The organism is Kitasatospora sp. NPDC041917, from assembly GCF_055589745.1.
On the sequence record NZ_JBVJBI010000033.1, the window covers coordinates 48,455 to 66,846 of the forward strand.

At 74.9% G+C, this 18,392-nt stretch carries 8 protein-coding genes; 4 read left to right on the forward strand and 4 right to left on the reverse strand.

Features of this window, described 5'->3' with window-relative positions; all coding sequences use genetic code 11:
* Position 1: 1 nt before the first annotated feature.
* The gene (locus ACZ6EM_RS30475; RefSeq protein WP_465773722.1) at positions 2-10,930 is read left to right on the forward strand and encodes a type I polyketide synthase; all 10,929 of its coding nucleotides are present in this window, start codon (positions 2-4) and stop codon (positions 10,928-10,930) included.
* Positions 10,931-10,955: 25 nt separating this feature from the next.
* Here the strand turns inward: ACZ6EM_RS30475 and ACZ6EM_RS30480 are convergent, their stop codons facing one another.
* The 4 genes from ACZ6EM_RS30480 to ACZ6EM_RS30495 all read right to left on the reverse strand — a co-directional run bounded on the left by ACZ6EM_RS30480 (position 10,956) and on the right by ACZ6EM_RS30495 (position 14,638).
* The gene (locus ACZ6EM_RS30480) at positions 10,956-11,594 is read right to left on the reverse strand and encodes a response regulator (protein ID WP_401045039.1); all 639 of its coding nucleotides are present in this window, start codon (positions 11,592-11,594) and stop codon (positions 10,956-10,958) included.
* Positions 11,591-12,826 (reverse strand): sensor histidine kinase, encoded by a 1,236-nt coding sequence (locus ACZ6EM_RS30485; RefSeq protein WP_465773723.1) that lies wholly within the window; start codon positions 12,824-12,826, stop codon positions 11,591-11,593. Before ACZ6EM_RS30485 ends, ACZ6EM_RS30480 begins: the two co-directional genes overlap by 4 nt.
* 111 nt (positions 12,827-12,937) lie before the next feature.
* On the reverse strand, positions 12,938-13,666 hold the full coding sequence (locus ACZ6EM_RS30490; protein WP_465773726.1) for an ABC transporter permease: 729 nt from the start codon (positions 13,664-13,666) through the stop codon (positions 12,938-12,940).
* Positions 13,667-13,720: 54 nt separating this feature from the next.
* A complete protein-coding gene (locus ACZ6EM_RS30495) occupies positions 13,721-14,638 on the reverse strand; it encodes an ABC transporter ATP-binding protein (protein ID WP_387689964.1) in 918 nt (305 codons plus the stop codon).
* A gap of 263 nt (positions 14,639-14,901) precedes the next feature.
* Here ACZ6EM_RS30495 and ACZ6EM_RS30500 point away from each other — a divergent pair, with 263 nt between their 5' ends.
* From ACZ6EM_RS30500 to ACZ6EM_RS30510, 3 genes are all read left to right on the forward strand, one after another.
* A complete protein-coding gene (locus tag ACZ6EM_RS30500) occupies positions 14,902-16,140 on the forward strand; it encodes a cytochrome P450 (RefSeq protein ID WP_401054401.1) in 1,239 nt (412 codons plus the stop codon).
* A gap of 101 nt (positions 16,141-16,241) precedes the next feature.
* Positions 16,242-17,249 (forward strand): ATP-binding cassette domain-containing protein, encoded by a 1,008-nt coding sequence (locus ACZ6EM_RS30505; protein WP_401054403.1) that lies wholly within the window; start codon positions 16,242-16,244, stop codon positions 17,247-17,249.
* Entirely contained in the window at positions 17,249-18,085 is an 837-nt protein-coding gene (locus ACZ6EM_RS30510; protein WP_452179156.1) for an ABC transporter permease, read from the forward strand. The genes ACZ6EM_RS30505 and ACZ6EM_RS30510 overlap by 1 nt, the downstream gene beginning before the upstream one ends.
* The last annotated feature ends 307 nt before the right edge of the window (positions 18,086-18,392 follow it).

Genomic DNA, 18,392 nt, shown 5'->3' on the forward strand with positions numbered 1-18,392 from the left:
GATGGCCTCTACCCAGGACTATGTCGAAGCGTTGCGAGCTTCCCTCAAGGAGACGGAGAAGCTTCGCGCCCGAAACCGTGAACTGACCGCCGCGGTCAGCGAACCCGTGGCGATCGTGTCGATGGCGTGCCGCTACCCCGGCGACGTCTCCTCGCCGGACGACCTCTGGCGGCTGGTCGAACGGGCCGGCGACGCGATCGCCCCCTTCCCCGAGCAGCGCGGCTGGAGGGCGGACGGGCTCGGCGCGGACGCCGCGGCGAGCGACCTCGCCGCCCAGGGCGGGTTCCTGGACGGCGCCGAGCGCTTCGACGCCGCGTTCTTCGGGATCTCCCCGCGCGAGGCCCTCGCCATGGACCCCCAGCAGCGGTTGCTGCTGGAGAGCGGCTGGGAGGCCTTCGAACGGGCCGGGATCGCGCCGGACACCGTGCGCGGCACCCGGACCGGGGTGTTCGTCGGCGCGACCTCCTCCGGCTACGGGGTCGGTGCGGCCGACGCCGACCAGGGGTACGTCCTGGCCGGCGGAGCGACCAGCATCCTCTCCGGCCGGGTGGCGTACGTGTTCGGCCTGGAGGGCCCGGCGGTCACCGTGGACACCGCGTGCTCCTCCTCGCTGGTGGCGCTGCACCTGGCCGTCCAGGCGCTGCGCGCCGGCGAGTGCACGCTGGCGCTGGCCGGCGGGGTGACCGTGCTGACCAACGCGGAGGTCTTCCACGCCTTCAGCGCCCAGCAGGGCCTCGCCTCGGACGGGCGGTGCCGCTCCTTCGGCGCCGGCGCGGACGGCACCGGCTGGGGCGAGGGCGTCGGACTGCTGCTGCTGGAGCGGCTGTCGGACGCGCGCCGCAACGGGCACGAGGTGCTGGCGGTGGTGCGCGGCAGCGCGGTCAACCAGGACGGCGCGTCCAACGGGATGACCGCGCCGAACGGCCCCTCGCAGCGCCGGGTGATCCGGCAGGCGCTGGCCTCCGCGCGGCTCGCCCCGTCCGAGGTGGACGTGGTGGAGGCGCACGGCACCGGCACCCGGCTGGGCGACCCGATCGAGGCGCAGGCGCTGCTGGCGACCTACGGCCGGGGCCGCGGCGACGAGCCGCTGTGGCTGGGCTCGATCAAGTCCAACATCGGGCACACCCAGTCGGCGGCCGGTGTCGCGGGCATCATCAAGATGGTGCAGGCGATGCGGCACGGCCTGCTGCCCGCCACCCTGCACGCCGAGCAGCCGACGCCCCACGTGGACTGGTCGGCGGGCGCGGTGGAACTGCTGGCCGAGGCCCGGCCGTGGCCCGAGGCGGACCGTCCGCGCCGCGCGGGCGTCTCCTCCTTCGGCATCAGCGGCACCAACGCTCACGTCATCCTGGAGCAGGGCGATCCGTTGTCCGCGCCGGAACCGGTGGAGAACAGCGGCCCGGTGCTCTGGCCGGTGTCCGCCAGGAGCCCGGAGGGGCTGCGCGGACAGGCCGAGAGGCTGGCCGAGTTCGCGGCGACCGGGCCCGACCCGGCGGCCGCGGGGCACGCGCTGGCCGTCACCCGGGCGGCGCTGGAACACCGCGCGGTGGTCCTCGGGGACTCGGCCGCAGGCCTCGGCGAGGGGCTGGCGGCGCTGGCCGAGGGACGTTCCGCCCAGGACGTGCTGACCGGGGTCTCGACCGAGGGGCGGACGGCGTTCCTGTTCACCGGTCAGGGTGCGCAGCGGGTCGGCATGGGCCGGGAGTTGTACGAGGCGTTCCCCGCCTTCGCGTCGGCGTTCGACGCGGTCTGCGCGGAGCTGGACGCGAGGCTCGGGCGGTCGGTGCGGGAGGTCGTCTTCGACGGCGTCGAGGATCTGGACCGGACGGTGTGGGCGCAGGCCGGGCTGTTCGCGGTCGAGGTGGCGTCGTTCCGGCTGCTGGAGTCCTGGGGCGTGCTCCCGGACGTGCTGCTCGGACATTCGATCGGTGAGGTGGCGGCCGCTCATGTGGCCGGGGTGTTCTCGCTGGCGGACGCGTGCGCCCTGGTGGCGGCGCGGGGCCGGCTGATGGACGCGCTGCCCGAGGGCGGCGCGATGCTGGCGGTGCAGGCCGCCGAGGCCGAGGTGCGGGCGGAGATCGGCGACCGGCTGGACGTCGCGGCCGTCAACGGCCCGACCTCCGTGGTGGTTTCCGGGCCGGCGGACGCGGTCGAGGAGTTCGCCGCGCGCTGGTCGGCCGAGGGCCGCAAGATCCGTCGGCTGACGGTCTCGCACGCCTTCCACTCGGTCCTGATGGAGCCGATGCTCGCCGAATTCGCCGCCGTGCTGGCGGAGTTGACCTTCGCCGAGCCGCGTATCCCGGTCGTCTCCAACCTGACCGGCGGGATCGCCGAGCCGGGCCTGCTCACCACCCCCGACTACTGGCTGCGCCAGGTCCGCGAGGCCGTCCGCTTCGCCGACGGCGTCGACGCCCTGGGCCGACGGGGCGTCACCCGCTTCGCCGAGCTCGGCCCCGACGGCGTGCTGTGCGGGATGGCCCAGCACGCCGGCGTCGAGGGCGCCTTCGCGCCGCTGCTGCGCGGCTCCGGCCACGACGGCGTGCGCACCTTCCACGCCGCCGTCGGCGCGCTCTGGGCGGCGGGTGCCGCCGTGGACTGGCCGGCGGCCTTCGCGGGCCGTGGCGAGGGGCGGGTCGTGCTGCCCACGTACGCCTTCCAGCACCAGTCCTACTGGGCCCGTCCCGCCGCTCCCGCCACCGCGGCCGAGGGCGCGGAGGGCACCGCCGAGGGCCGGTTCTGGGCCGCCGTCGAGCGCGAGGACGTGGCCGAACTGACCGGCGCCCTCGGCGTGGACGCGGACCAGGGGGAGCTGCGGGCCGTGCTGCCCGCGCTGTCCTCCTTCCGGCGCCGCCGCCGGGACGAGGCCGTCATCGACTCCTGGCGCTACCGGGTCCGCTGGAAGCCGCTCGCCGACGCGCCCGCCGCGGGCACGCTCACCGGCACCTGGCTGGTCGTCGCGACCCCGGGGGACACCGACGCCCAGCGGCTGCTGACCGCCGCCGGCGCCGACGTGGTCCTGCTGGAGTTCGGCCCCGGGGCCACCCGGGCCTCCCTGGCCGCCCGGCTGCGCGAGCTCGCGGCCGCCCCGGCCGGCGTGGTCGCCTGCCCGGCCCGGCACCCCGAGCCGGTCCCGGCAGCCGTCGCGCTGATCCAGGCGCTCGGAGACGCGGGCATCGACGCCCCGCTCTGGCTGGCCACCCGGGGCGGGGTGTCGGTGGGCCGCTCCGACGGGCCGTCCGACCCGGTGGCGGCGCAGCTCTGGGGCCTCGGCCGGGCCGCCGCCCTGGAACTGCCGGAACGCTGGGGCGGGCTGGTCGACCTGCCGCCCGCCGAGGACGCCAGGACGGCCGCCCGGCTGGCCGCCGTCCTGACCGGCACCGAGGACCAGGTCGCCGTCCGGGGCGCCGGCACGTACGTCCGCCGCCTGGTGCGGGCCGCCCGACCGGACGGTGCCGAACCGCTCGGGCCGCCCTCGGGAACGGTGCTGGTGACCGGCGGCACCGGGGCGCTGGGCGCCGAGGTGGCGCGCTGGCTGGCCGGTCGGGGCGTTCCCCATCTCGTGCTGACCAGTCGGCGCGGTTCGGCGGCCGAGGGCGTGGACGCGCTGGTGGCCGAGCTGGCCGGGCTGGGTGCCCGGGTGACGGTCGCCGCCTGCGACGCCGCCGACCGGGCGGCGCTGGCGGCGGTGCTCGACGCGATCCCGGCCGAGTTCCCGCTGACCGGCGTGGTGCACGCGGCCGGCGTCGGCCAGGCGACCTTGCTGATGGACACCGCCGCCGAGGAGATCACCGCCGTGCTCGGCGGGAAGGCCGACGGCGCGGCACACCTGGACGAGCTGACCGCCGGGCTGGACCTGGAGCTGTTCGTCGTCTTCTCCTCGATCTCGGCCACCTGGGGCTCCGGCGCCCAGGCCGTCTACGGTGCCGCCAACGCCTACCTGGAGGCGCTGGTCGAACAGCGCCGGGCGGCCGGCCTGGCCGCGCTGGCCGTCGCCTGGGGCCCGTGGGCGGAGGCGGGCATGGCCGTGCAGGGGGAGTCGGAGGACTTCCTGCGCCGCCGCGGGCTCGCCCTGCTGGACCCGGCCCTCGCCGTGGGGGCGCTCGACCGGGCCGTCGCCGGGGGCGAGGCCTGCGTGGCGGTGGCGGACGTCCGCTGGGAGCGCTTCGCCCCCGCGTTCACGGCCAGCCGCCGCCGTCCGCTGATCGAGGACCTGCCCGAGGTGCTCCGGGCCCTGGAAGCCCCGGCCGCCGAGCCGGCCGAGGGTGTCTCCCCGCTGGCCGGGAAGCTCGCCGCGCTGCCGCCCGCCGAGCAGGAACGGACCCTGCTCGACCTGGTCCGGCGGCTGGCGGCGGCCGTGCTCGGCCACCGCGAGGCGGGCGACGTCCCGCCGGAGGTCCCGTTCAAGGGCCTCGGCTTCGACTCGCTCACCGCGCTCGAACTGCGCAACGCCCTGGCCGCCGAGACCGGGCTGCGGCTCTCCGCCACCCTGGTCTTCGACCACCCCACGCCGCGCGAACTGGCCGCCCAGCTGCGTGGCGAGCTGCTCGGCACCGCGGTGGCGGCCGAGGCCGTGCGGGCCGAGGCCACCGCGCTGGAGGAGCCGATCGCGATCGTCGCGATGAGCTGCCGCTACCCCGGCGGGGTCGAGAACCCCGAACAGCTCTGGCGGCTGGTCGCCGACCGGGTGGACGCGGTCTCCGGGCTGCCCGGCGACCGCGGCTGGCCGCCGCTCGGCGTGCCCTCCGGCGAGGCGGGCGCGGACGCCACCTGGGCCGGCGGATTCCTGTCCGGCGTCGCCGACTTCGACCCGGCGCTGTTCGCCATCTCGCCGCGCGAGGCGCTGGCCATGGACCCCCAGCAGCGGCTGCTGCTGGAGACCGTCTGGGAGGCGTTCGAACGGGCCGGGGTGGACGCGCGCTCGCTGCGCGGCAGCCGCACCGGCGTGTTCATCGGCACCAACGGCCAGGACTACGCGGCGCTGCTCTCCGGCCCCTCCGACAGCGAGGGGCACCGGGGCACCGGCACCGCGGCCGCCGTGCTCTCCGGCCGGATCTCGTACGTGTTCGGGCTGGAGGGCCCGGCCATGACGGTGGACACCGCCTGCTCCTCCTCCCTGGTCGCCCTGCACTCGGCGGCCGAGGCGCTGCGCCGCGGCGAGTGCACCATGGCCCTCGCGGGCGGCGCCACGGTGATGGCGACCCCGTCGGCCTTCGTGGAGTTCAGCCGCCAGCTGGGCCTGGCCGCCGACGGCCGGTGCAAGGCCTTCGCCGCCGCGGCCGACGGCACCGGCTGGGGCGAGGGCGTCGGGATCCTGCTGCTGGAGCGGTTGTCCGACGCCCGGCGCAACGGCCACCGGGTGCTCGGCATCGTGCGCGGCAGCGCGGTCAACCAGGACGGTGCGTCGAACGGTCTGACGGCGCCGAACGGCCCGTCGCAGGAGCGGGTGATCCGGCAGGCGCTGGCCAACGCCGGGCTGTCGGCCGCCGAGGTCGACGCCGTGGAGGCGCACGGCACCGGAACCCGCCTCGGGGACCCGATCGAGGCGAAGGCCCTGCTGGCCACCTACGGGCAGGGCCGGGACGGGGAGCCGCTCTGGCTGGGCTCGATCAAGTCCAACATCGGCCACACCCAGGCCGCCGCCGGCATCGCCGGGATCATCAAGATGGTCATGGCGATGCGGTACGGCACGCTGCCGGCGACCCTGCACGTGGACGAGCCCACCCCGCACGTCGACTGGTCCACCGGGGCGGTCGAACTGCTGACCGAGGCCCGGCCGTGGCCGCGGGCCGAACGGCCGCGCCGCACCGCCGTCTCCTCGTTCGGCATGAGCGGTACCAACGCCCACGTCATCATCGAACAGGGCGAGCCCGCCCCGGCCGAGCCCGCCGGGCGTCGGCCGCACGGTCCGCTGCCGTGGCCGCTGTCCGGGCAGACCCCGGCGGCGCTGCGGGCCCAGGCCGCCCGGCTGGGCGAGCACCTGAAGGACCGCCCGGAGGACGGACCGGCCGAGGTGGCCCGGGCCCTGTCCGGGCGGACGGCGCTGGCGCACCGCGCGGTGGTGACCGGCGCGGACCGGGCCGAGCAGGACCGGGAGCTGGCGGCGCTGGCCGCCGGGGAGCCCGGCGCGGGCGTGGTCACCGGTACGGTCGCCGAGGGGCGGACGGCGTTCCTGTTCACCGGTCAGGGTGCGCAGCGGGTCGGCATGGGCCGGGAGTTGTACGAGGCGTTCCCCGCCTTCGCGGACGCCTTCGACGCGGTCTGCGCGGAGCTGGACCTGCTGCTGGACCGGCCGGTGAAGGACGTGGTGTTCGAGGGCGTCGAGGACCTGGACCGGACGGTGTGGGCGCAGGCCGGGCTGTTCGCGGTCGAGGTGGCGTCGTTCCGGCTGCTCGAATCCTGGGGTGTGGTCCCCGACTTCCTGCTCGGGCACTCGATCGGCGAGGTGGCGGCCGCTCACGTCGCCGGGGTGTTCCCGCTGGCGGACGCCTGTGCGCTGGTGGCGGCGCGCGGCCGGCTGATGGACGCGCTGCCGAGCGGCGGGGCGATGCTGGCGGTCGAGGCCACCGAGGCCGAGGTTCGCGACGCGATCGGCGAGCGGCTGGACGTGGCGGCCGTCAACGGGCCGACCTCGGTGGTGGTCTCCGGGCCGGTCGAGGCGGTGGAGGAGCTGGCCGGGCGGTGGAAGGCCGAGGGCCGGCGAATCCGCCGGCTGACCGTCTCGCACGCCTTCCACTCGGCGCTGATGGAGCCGATGCTCGCCGAATTCTCGGCCGTCCTGGCGGAGTTGACCTTCGCCGAGCCGCGCATTCCGCTGCTGTCCAACGTCAGCGGGACGCTCGCCGAACCCGGGCTGCTCACCACCCCCGACTACTGGCTGCGCCAGGTCCGCGAGGCGGTCCGCTTCGCCGACGGCGTCACCCGCCTCGGCGAGCACGGCGTGACCCGCCTCCTGGAGCTGGGCCCCGACGGCGTGCTCTGCGGGCTGGCCCAGCAGACCCTCCCCGACGCCGTGCTCGCCCCGCTCCAGCGGGCCGGGCGGGACCAGGTGGACACGCTCTGGCACGGCCTCGGCCGGCTCTGGACGGCCGGTGCCCAGGTCGACTGGGCGGCGGCCCTGCCGGCCGGTCCGCACGCGGAACTGCCCACCTACGCCTTCCAGCGCGAGCGCTACTGGCCCCGGCCGGTCGCCGGGGCCGGCGACGTCGCGGCGCTCGGGCAACTGCCCGCCGGGCACCCGCTGCTGGGCGCCGTCCTGGCTCTGGCCGGGGACGGCGGCGCGGTGCTGACCGGACGGCTGTCCACGGCGAGCCACCCGTGGCTGGCCGACCACGTGGTGCTGGGCCGGACCGTGGTGCCCGGCACCGCGCTGGTCGAACTCGCGCTGCGGGCCGGCGAGCAGGTCGGCCGTACGGTGCTGGACGAACTGGTGGTGCGGTCCCCGCTCGCCCTCCCCGAACGGGGCGAGGCCCAGGTCCAGGTCCGGGTGACCGCGCCCGGCGACGGCGGCGACTGCCGGCTGGAGATCCACGCCCGGCCCGACACCGGTGACCGGACGCCCTGGACCTGCCACGCCACCGGCCTGCTGACCGAGGCCGCACCGGCCGAGCCCTTCGAACTGGCGGCCTGGCCGCCGCCGGCCGCCGAGCCGGTGCCGCTGGACGGCTTCTACGACACCCTGGCCGACAGCGGCTACGGCTACGGGCCGGCCTTCCGCGGCCTGCGCGCCGCCTGGCGGGCCGAGGACGCGGTCTACGCCGAGGTCGCGCTGCCCGAGGAGGCGGCGGACGAGGCCGCCGGCTTCGCCCTGCACCCGGCGCTGCTGGACGCGGCGCTGCACGCCGTCGGCTTCGCCGGCGGGAGCGAGGTCGAGGGCACCGCCCTGCCGTTCGCCTGGACCGGCGTGCGGGTGGACGCGGTGGGCGCCTCGGTGCTGCGGGCGCGGATCACCCGGACCGCCGAGGGCGTCGCGCTGCGGCTGGCCGACGGCACCGGAAGCCCGGTGGCCACCGTGCGTTCGCTGGTGATGCGCGAGGTGTCCCCGGAGGCGCTCGGCGCCACGGCCGACGCCGGACCGGACGCGCTGTTCGCGGTGGACTGGCGGCCGGTGCCCCCGGCGGCCGGTGCGGCCGAGCCGGACCTGACCGGGTGGGCCGCGGTCGGCGAGGCGGCCCCCGAGGGCGGGCCGGCCCGCCGCCACACCGACCTGGCGGCCCTGGTCGCCGCCCTGGAACAGGGCGCGGCCGTACCGTCGGTGACCGTCCTGGCGGTCTCCGCCGGTGCCGCCGGTGTTGACGGTGCGCTCGGGGCCGAGGCCGTGCACGGGGCGACCGCCCGGGTGCTCGGCGAGGTACGGGCCTGGCTGGCCGAGGAGCGGTTCGCCGACTCCCGGCTGGTGGTGCTCACCCGCGGGGCGACCCCGGCCGGGTCCGGCACCGGTGGCGAGGCCGACCCGGCCGGCGCCGCCGTGTGGGGACTGGTCCGCTCCGCGCAGACCGAGAACCCGGACCGGATCGTGCTGGTGGACGTCGAACCGCAGGGCGGCGCGGCCGACCCGTGGGCCGGCTGGCCCGCGCTGGTGGGCGGCGAGGAGCCCCAACTCGCGGTCCGCGGCGGCGACATCAGGGTGCCGCGACTGGTCCGGGAGGCCACCGTCGCCCGGCTGACCCCGCCGGAGCCCGCGGGCGCCTGGCGGCTCGGTCTCGCGGGGCGGGGCGCCGGACTGGAGGACGTGGCGCTGGTGCCCGCGCCGGACGCCGACGCGCCGCTGGGCGCGGACGAGGTCCGGGTCGCGGTGCGCTCGGCGGGCGTCAACTTCCGGGACGTGCTGATCGGTCTGGGCATGTACCCGGACCGGACGGCCGCGATGGGCTCCGAGGCCGCCGGCGTCGTGCTGGAGGTCGGCGCCGGAGTGACCGACCTCGCCCCGGGCGAGCGGGTCTTCGGCTTCTTCGCCGGTGGCGCGGCCGTCCGGGCCGTCACCGACCGGCGGCTGCTGGCCCGCGTCCCGCAGGGCTGGTCCTTTGCCCAGGCCGCCTCCGTACCGCTGGTGTTCGCCACCGCCTACTACGGGCTGCGCGACCTGGCCGACGCGCAGCGGGGCGAATCGGTGCTGGTGCACGCCGCGGCCGGCGGCGTCGGCATGGCGGCCGTCCAACTCGCCCGCCACTTCGGCCTGGAGGTGTTCGGCACCGCCAGTCCGGGCAAGTGGCGCACGCTGCGGGAGCTGGGGCTGGACGAGGCGCACATCGCCTCCTCCCGCGACCTCGCCTTCGAGGAGCGGTTCCGCACCGCGACCGGCGGGCGCGGGGTCGACCTGGTGCTGAACTCGCTGGCCGGGGAGTTCACCGACGCCTCGCTGCGGCTGCTGGCCGAGGGCGGGCGCTTCCTGGAGATGGGCAAGACCGACGTCCGGCAGCCGGCCGGCCTCCGGTACCGGGCCTTCGACCTCGGCGACGCCGGACCGGCCCGGATGGGCGGCATCCTGCACGAGGTGATCGAGCTGTTCGAGGCCGGTGCGCTGCGGATGCTGCCGATCACCGCCTGGGACGTCCGGGACGCGGTCGGCGCCTTCCGGCACGTCAGCCAGGCCCGGCACGTCGGCAAGAACGTGCTGACGCTGCCGGTGGAGCCGGACCCCGAGGGCACGGTGCTGATCACCGGTGGCACCGGGACGCTGGGCGGGCTGCTGGCCCGGCACCTGGCGGCCACGCACGGCGTGCGCCACCTGACCCTGCTGAGCCGCCGGGGCGCGGACGGCCCGGACGTGCGGGAACTCCTCGCCGAGCTGGGCGAGTCGGGCGCCCGGGCGGAGGTCGTCGCCTGCGACGCGGCCGACCGCACCGCCCTGGCCCAGGTGCTGGACGGCCTCGCCCGTCCGCTGACGGGCGTGGTGCACGCCGCCGGCGTGCTGGACGACGGGGTGTTCGGCACCCTGACGCCGGAGCGCCTCTCCCGGGTGCTGCGCCCGAAGGTGGACGCGGCGCTCAACCTGCACGAGCTGACGGCGCACCTCGACCTGTCGATGTTCGTGCTGTACTCCTCGGTGTCGGGCACCTTCGGCTCCGGCGGGCAGGCCAACTACGCGGCCGCGAACGCCTTCCTGGACGCCCTGGCCGCCCGGCGGACGGCCTCCGGCCAGGCCGGCCAGTCGCTGGCCTGGGGCCTGTGGGAGCAGGCCAGCGGGCTCACCGGCCACCTCGGGAAGGTCGACCAGGCCCGGGCCGGCAGCCTCAGCGCGCCGCTGTCCACCGCCCGGGCGCTCGCCCTGTTCGACCGGGCGCGCACCGCGGGCCGCTCCCACCTGGTGCCGGTCGACATCGACCTGGGCGTGCTGCGCGCCGCCGCCCACCCGGTGCCCGCGCTGCTGCGGGCGCTGGTGGGCCAACCGGTCCGCCGGGCCGCCGACAACCGGCGCCCGGACGGCCCGGCGCTGGCCGAGCGGCTGGCGGTGATGGCAGACGCCCAGCGCGACGCGGCCCTGCTGGACCTGGTCACCGGGAACGCCGCGGTGGTCCTCGGACACGGCTCGACGGACGCCGTCGCGGCCGACCGGCCGTTCAAGGACCTCGGGTTCGACTCGCTGACCTCGGTCGAGCTGCGCAACCGGCTGAACACCGCCACCGGCCTGCGGCTGCCCCCCACCCTGGTCTTCGACCACCCGACCCCGGCCGCGCTCGCCCGCCACCTGCGGGAGAGCCTGCTGCCGCAGGCCGACCCGGTGGAGGACCTGCTCGGCCGGCTGGCCGGAATGGAGGCCGATCTGGTCGCGCTGGCCGGGGCGGAACGGGCCGGGGCCCGCGCCAGGCTGGAGCAGCTGCTCGACCGGCTGCGGGACGCCGACGGGCCGCAGCCGGAGCACGACGACAGCGACCTGGAGTCCGCGACGGCCGAGGACATCTTCGCCCTGATCGACGACGAGCTGGGGAGCTGACGGCGGGCCGGCGGGGCGTTCCGGGTCAGGTCACCAGACCGCGCCGGAACGCCTCGCCGACCGCGCCCGCCCGGTCGCGGACCCCGAGCTTGTCGTAGATCCGCAGCAGGTGCGTCTTGACGCTGGCCTCGGTGATGAACAGCTTGCCGGCGACCTCCTTGTTGGAGGAGCCGTGGGCGACCAGCCGCATCACCTCCAGCTCACGGGCGCTCAGCACGCCGAGGCTGGGCCGGCGCACCCGGTCCATCAGCCGTTTGGTGATGGCGGGGGAGAGCATCGCGTCGCCCCGGGCCGCGACCCGGGCCGCGCGCAGCAGCTCCTCGGTGGGCGCGTCCTTCAGCAGGTAGCCGGTGGCGCCGGCCTCGATCGCGGGCAGCACGTCGTTGTCGGTGTCGAAGGTGGTCAGCACCAGCACCCGCACCTCGGGCGCGCTCTCGCCGAGCCGGTGGATCGCGGTGACGCCGTCCATCACCGGCATGCGCAGGTCCATCAGCACCAGGTCGGGCTTCAGTTCGGCGACCCGGTCGAGCGCCTCGGCGCCGTTGCCGGCCTCGCCGACGACCTCGAACTCCGGGCTGTTGGCGAACGCGCCGCGCAGGCCGTCCCGGACGATCGGGTGGTCGTCGACGATCAGCAGCCGTACGGGGGCGGGCTGTTCGCTCATGCGCCGCCGCCCCGGCGGATCGCGGGCACGCTCGCGTTCACCGCGGTGCCCGAGCCCGGGGTGCTCTCCACGGTCAGTGTCCCGAGCACCCGGTCGAGCCGTCGGCGCAGGCCGTCCAGTCCGTACCCGCTGTCGCCGTCGGCGGGCGGCGGCCCGTCGAGGTCGGTCACGGTGAAGCCGACCCCGTCGTCGTGAACGTCCAGCATGACCGTGTCCTCCAGGTAGGAAATGGTCAGTCTGACCTTACTGGCAGCGGCGTGCTTCGCGGTGTTCGCCAGGGTCTCCTGGGCGGCACGGAACAGGGCGACCTCGATCTCCGTCAGCAGCGGGACGGGATCACCGGTGGTCTCCACCGAGGCCGGCACGCCCGCACGCGCCGACCAGCGCTGGGCCAGCTCCCGGATCGCGTTCGGCAGGTGCGCCTCCTCCAGCTCCGCCGGCCGCAGCGCGGCCACCGAGCGCCGGGCCGCGGTGAGGCTCTCCCGGGCCAGCCCCCGGGCCTGTTCGAGGTGCCACTCGCGCTGCTCGGGCTGCGGTCGGGCCCGGTCGGCGGCCTGGAGCTGGGTGATGATGCCGGCCAGTCCCTGGGCGATGGTGTCGTGGATCTCCCGGGCCATCCGCTCGCGTTCGTCCTGGATGCCCGCCTCCCGGGCCTGGATCAGCAGTTGGGCGTGCAGGCCGTTGTTCTCGGCGATCACCGTCTTCAACTCCGTGACCAGCCGGCAGCGTTCCTCGCTGCGCTCGTTGAAGCGGTGCGACAGGTTGCCGAACAGGCCGATCAGGCAGGTCTGGAGGCAGACCGAGGCGGCGGCGATGGCGATCCGCCGGGAGCTGTCCGGCACCCCGCCGGGGATCAGGTTGATGATCAGCGAGGTGGCGCCGACGCTGACGAAGGCCCACTGCGGCGGGAGCAGGTCGTAGGCCTGGACGAACCCGATCACGGCGAACACGAAGAAGATCGGGTGCTGGGTCATCAGCAGTGCGGCCAGCACCAGCTGGCCCGCCACGTAGGTCAGCATCGGGCCGGTGCGGCCCGTCCACTGCGGCGACCGCAGGGTGTACATCGCCAGCGTCCACGCGGCGGTCACCGCGACCAGCGGGAAGACGGTGACGCGGGCGGTGGCCGCCCCCTCCTCCGGCTGCACGACGCACAGCACGGTGGCCACGCCCAGCAGCACGACGGGAAGGGGGGTGAGGAAGCGACGCAGGTCGATCGGTTCGGCGCTCTTCATGGTGCTGCTCCTCGGCCCCCGCTGCTTCCCCGGCTCCCGCCCCGCCGCGACCGCCCGTGACCGCGGACCTCCACCCTAGGCCTACTCCCGGAGCGGACCTCCGGCCCGGGCCTACTCCCAGCGGAAGAGCCGTGCGGCCGCGACACCGAAGACCACCGTGTAGCCGACGAGGACCAACAGGGCCGTGGTGCCCGGCAGGTGACCCTTGGCCACGTCGCCGAAGGCCTGGACGGAGGCGCCGAGCGGGGTGAAGTCACCGATCCGGTTGACCGCGGCGGGCATCTGGTCGCGGGGCACGTACAGGCCCGCGAAGAACATCAGCGGGAAGAACAGCATGCTGCCCGCGCCGGTGGCGGCCTTGGTGGTCTTGAGCACCGAGGCGACGAACAGCCCGATGGACAGCACCGCGGTGGCCGAGAGCAGGAAGGTCAGCGCGAAGCCGAGCGGGTTGCTCGGCAGCTTGACGTCCCACAGCAGGCGCGCGGTCGCGAGCACCAGGACGGTGGTGGCGATCGCCACGGTGATCTGGACCACCAACTGGGCGATCAGCACCCGGGCCGGGCCCACCGGCGTGGTCGACAGCCGGCGCAGGATGCCCTTCTCCCGGTAGCCCACCAGGTAGCCCGGGGTGATGAACAGGCCGGTCATCGCGAAGGCCAGCACCACGGTGACGGGCGTGTAGGAGTCGATGGCGCGCTGGCCGAGCTCGGCCTTGAACTCGCGGGAGGACGGGATGCTGCCGATGATCACCACCAGGGCGACCGGGAAGAGCAGCGTCCAGAAGTACGCGGCCGGGTCTCGCAGGAAGAGCTTGAACTCCACGGCCGTGAGCCGGTTCATCGCCCGCACGGGGGGCCTCCTTCTAGGGGTCGGGGGTCGGCTACGGGCCGGGGATCAGTGGGAGGGGTGGTCGAACCGGCGGCCGGTCAGGGCGAGGAACGCGTCCTCCAGACTGGCCAGCTCCGCGCGCAGGTCGGCCGCGACGATCTGGTTGCGGGCGAGCGCCGAGGTGACGGCGTACACCAGGTTGCCCGTGCCGGTGACCTCCACCTGGGAGCCGTGCCGCTGGACCGAGGTCACCTCGGGGAGCGAGGTCAGGATGTGGTCGTCGAGCGGGGAGGTCGGGCGGAAGCGCACCTTCTGCTCGGCGCCCACCCCGGCCACCAGACCGGCGGGGGTGTCCAGCGCGACGATCCGGCCGCCGTCGATCAGGGCCAGCCGGTCGCAGAGCCGCTCGGCCTCCTCCATGAAGTGGGTGACCAGGACGACGGTGATGCCCCGGGCGCGGACCTGCTCGATCAGCTCCCAGGTGTCCCGCCGGGCCGCCGGGTCCAGACCGGTGGTCAGCTCGTCCAGCACGGCCACCTTCGGGTTGCCGACCAGCGCCAGCGCGATGGACAGCCGCTGCTTCTGGCCGCCGGAGAGGCTGGCGAACGGACTGTTCATCTTGTCCAGCAGGTTCAGCTCGGCGAGCAGCTCCCGCCAGTCGGCGTGGTCGTCGTAGAAGGAGGCGTACAGCTCCATCGCCTCGGCGACCCGCAGCTTGTCCGGCATCTCGCTCTTCTGGAGCTGCATGCCCAGGATGCGGTGCAGCTTGGCGGCGTCGCGCTGGGGGTCCAGGCCGTGCACCGAGATGCTCCCGCCGCCGGGCTTGCGCAGCCCGGCGATGCACTCGACCGTCGTGGTCTTCCCGGCGCCGTTGGGGCCGAGGATGCCGAAGATCTCCCCCTCCTGCACCTCGAACGAGATGTCGTCCACGACGACCTTCTGGCCGTACTGCATCCGCAGGTTCGAAACGACGATCGCTGGCACGGTCTTGGTCTCCGTTCTCCGAGGTCCCACCAGTGTCCGGCCCGCACCGCCGCGCCCGGATCGACCTGGTGATATCCATCCGGTGGAACTTCCCGCGATCGAACGGTTGACACCCGGATCCGACCCGCGCGGCCCCGGACGTCGCGACCGGCTCCCAGGCCCGGCCCCTAATCACCTGCCCGGGCCCCGGATAGGGGTGTCGGCCCTGTGACGGCCATGCCTACGCTCGGCCCCATTCGCGGAGGCTGAAGGGGCACGGGACGATGGAGTCGAGTGAGCGGCAACTCCGGGCGCAGATGCGCTTCTTCCACGACCTGGTGCGCAAGCTCGCCGCCCAGGGCGATCCCTACGCGAAGGTGCTGAGCGCGCCGGACAACCCCTACCCCGCGTACGAGGAGATCCGGGCGCGGGGCCGGGTCTACCGCAGCCCGCTGGGCACCTGGGTCACCACCGACCACGAACTCGCCAACCAGGTGCTGCGGGACAAGCGCTTCGGCGTGCGCAAGGCCGACGGCGAGAAGGTGCCGGAGTTCATGAACTTCGACAACTCCATGCTCGGCCTCGACCCGCCGCACCACACCCGGCTGCGCCGGATGACCATGCCCACCCTCAACCCGCGCGTCGTCGAGCGCTGGCGCGACCGGGCCGAGGAGATCTGCCACCGGCTGATCGACGACATCCTGGCCCAGGGCGACCGGTTCGACCTGATGACCGCCTTCGCCCACCACCTGCCGACCGCGGTGATCGGCGACCTGGTCGGCATCCCCGAGGAGGACCGGGAGCACTTCCACCACCTCAGCCGGGAGATCGTCCCGCTGCTGGACGGTGTGGTCACCTACGAGAAGGCGCGCAGCGTGGACGCCGCCATCGCCGGGATGACCGAGCTGTTCACCCGGATCGTCGAGCAGCGCCGGGTCGAGCCGCGCGAGGACATGATCAGCCGGATGCTGCCGCTGGTCGACGAGGGCAGCCTGAGCATGGACGAACTGCTGCCGCTGTGCATGTTCCTGCCGCTGGCCGGCACCGAGACCACCGTCAACCTGATCGGCAACGGCATCCTGGCGCTGCTGCGCCACCCCGAGCAGTGGCGGATGGTGGCCGAGGACCCGGAACTGGCCCAGAACGTGGTCAACGAGACGCTGCGCCACGACCCGCCGGTGCAGACCTACCGGCGGATCGTCCACGAGCCGGTCGAGCTGGGCGGTGTCGTGCTGCCCGTCGACAGCGAGCTGGCGATCGTGGCCGCCGGGGCCAACCGGGACCCGCAGGTCTTCCCCGACCCCGCCCGCTTCGACATCACCCGGGTCAGCCGCAACGACACCCTGGCGTTCTCGGCCGGCATCCACTACTGCCTGGGCGCGCCGCTGGCCAGGTTCGAGGCCGAGGTGGCCTACCGGACCCTCATCTCCCGGATGCCCGGGCTGCGGCAGGCCGGGCCGGTGCGCCGGCGGGGCTCCTTCATCATTCGCGGCCTGCGGGAGTTCCCGCTGTCGGCGAGCTGACCCGGCGTCGGCGCACGGCTCCCCGGCGCGGGTCGGCCGCGACCGCACCACGACCGCGTACGGCGCGACCCGCGCACACGGCACTTCCCAGTGGAGGGATCATGGCGGACCCGATCATCCTCGCCGAAGGACTGCACAAGCACTTCGGCGAGGTCCACGCCCTACGAGGGCTCGACCTCGCCGTCCCGGCCGGGACGGTCTGCGGGGTGCTCGGCCCCAACGGCGCCGGCAAGACCACCGCGGTGAACATCCTCGCGACCCTGATGGACCCGGACGCCGGGCACGCCCGGATCGCCGGGCTGGACGTGGTCCGCGAGGCCGACCGGGTGCGCTCGGTGATCGGCCTGGCCGGGCAGTTCGCCGCGGTGGACGAGAAGCTGACCGGCCGCGGCAACCTGCGGATGTTCGGCCGGCTCTACCACCTGCCCCGTCGGCAGGTGCACCAGCGGGCCGACGAACTCCTGGAGCGCTTCGGCCTGATGGAGGCGGCCGACCGGCAGGTGCGCGGCTACTCCGGCGGCATGCGCCGCCGGCTCGACCTCGTCGCCAGCCTGATCCTGCGCCCCCAGGTGCTCTTCCTGGACGAGCCGACCACCGGCCTCGACCCGCGCAGCCGCGGCGAGATCTGGGACTGCGTGCGGGAGCTCGTCGCCGAGGGCACCACCGTGCTGCTCACCACCCAGTACCTGGACGAGGCCGACCAACTGGCCGACGACATCGCGGTGGTGGACTACGGCCGGGTGATCGCCGAGGGCACCCCCGACCAACTCAAGTCGACGATCGGCAACCGCTTCGACGTGGTCGTCGAGGACCCGGCGCTGCTGCCGCAGGCCTCCGCCGTGCTGCACCGGCTGACCGGGGCCGAGCCGACCGGGACCGGCGAGAACAGCCTGAGCGTGCCGTCCGCGGACGGCACCGTGCGGGTCGCCGAACTCGTCCGGGAGCTGGACCGGGCGGGGATCGAGGTCGCCGACGTCAGCCTGCGCCGCCCCACCCTCGACGAGGTGTTCCTGCGCCTGACCGACCGCTCGGCCCCGGCCGACACCGAAACCGACGGCGACGCCCCGGCCGGCGCCCGAGCCGACGACAGAGTCAAGGACCACGCCTGATGACCGTCCAGATCACCCCCGTTGCCCGCCGGACCCCGGTGACCCGCCTGCGCTGGGCGCTGTCGGACGGCTTCGTCCTCGTCGGGCGCGAGTTCAGCCGGCTGCGCCAGGAGCCCGGCTCACTGATCGCCGCCCTGATCTTCCCCGCCGTGATGGTGCTGCTGTTCGGCTACGTCTTCGGCAGCGCCATCCGGATTCCGGGCGGCGGTGACTACCGCGCCTACCTGATGCCCGGGCTGTTCGCGATGGTGACGGCCAGTTCGGTGGTGGCGGTGATCGAGAGGGTCGCCGCCGACGTCTCGCGCGGACTGATGAGCCGATTCCGCTCGATGCCGATGTCGCGGGTCGCGGTCGCCTTCGGGCACACCGCCTCCGACATGGTCGGCGGCCTGCTCAGCGTGGCCATCATGGCGGTGGCCGGCCTGCTGGTCGGCTGGCGCGCGTCCGACGGGCTGCTGAACGCCCTGGCCGGCTTCGGGCTGCTGGTGCTGATGCGCTACGCGCTCAGCTGGGTCGGCTGCTTCTTCGGCCTGAAGGTCCCCAACGAGCAGATGGCGCAGCAGCTCACGCTGCTCGTGATGCCGGTGACCATGCTGTCGAACGCCTTCGTGCCGACCGACGGGATGCCCGCCTGGCTGCGGTTCATCGCCGAGTGGAACCCGCTCAGCGCCCTGACCGCCGGCTGCCGCGAGCTGTTCGGCAACCCGGGGACGGTGACCGGCTCGCACGCCTGGCCGGTGGACCACCCGGTGGCCGCGACGCTGCTGTGGTCGGTGGGCCTCCTGGTGGTCTTCGTGCCGCTGTCGGTGCGGTCGTTCCAGCGCAAGAACCGCTGACCCGGCGAACCCCGCACCGCCCGGTGGGAATCCCCGGGACCGGGGTCCCCGGCCGGAAGTCCCCGGACCGGCACCCCTAACTGTGGGGCCGGTACCGGGGGCCGGCATCCGCCCTGCTTAGGGGTTGGTGCCGGTCGGTTCGCTCCCTAAGCTCGCGGATGACGCGCCATCGGGTACGCCGGGGAATTCCACCCGGCGGACCGCGGTGGCCCTTGCGAAACGCCAATCCGCCCAGGTCGACGGGTGGGCAATTCCACCCGTGAATTCCGTTCGGCTATTTCCGGCGCATTACGTGTTGAGGTGTCCC

Excerpts from the sequence above, each read along its gene's own strand:
- ACZ6EM_RS30475 (WP_465773722.1), top strand. The coding sequence starts at position 2 with ATGGCCTCTACCCAGGACTATGTCGAAGCGTTGCGAGCTTCCCTCAAG.
- ACZ6EM_RS30480 (WP_401045039.1), bottom strand. The coding sequence starts at position 11,594 with ATGAGCGAACAGCCCGCCCCCGTACGGCTGCTGATCGTCGACGACCAC.
- ACZ6EM_RS30485 (WP_465773723.1), bottom strand. The coding sequence starts at position 12,826 with ATGAAGAGCGCCGAACCGATCGACCTGCGTCGCTTCCTCACCCCCCTT.
- ACZ6EM_RS30490 (WP_465773726.1), bottom strand. The coding sequence starts at position 13,666 with ATGAACCGGCTCACGGCCGTGGAGTTCAAGCTCTTCCTGCGAGACCCG.
- ACZ6EM_RS30500 (WP_401054401.1), top strand. The coding sequence starts at position 14,902 with ATGGAGTCGAGTGAGCGGCAACTCCGGGCGCAGATGCGCTTCTTCCAC.
- ACZ6EM_RS30505 (WP_401054403.1), top strand. The coding sequence starts at position 16,242 with ATGGCGGACCCGATCATCCTCGCCGAAGGACTGCACAAGCACTTCGGC.
- ACZ6EM_RS30510 (WP_452179156.1), top strand. The coding sequence starts at position 17,249 with ATGACCGTCCAGATCACCCCCGTTGCCCGCCGGACCCCGGTGACCCGC.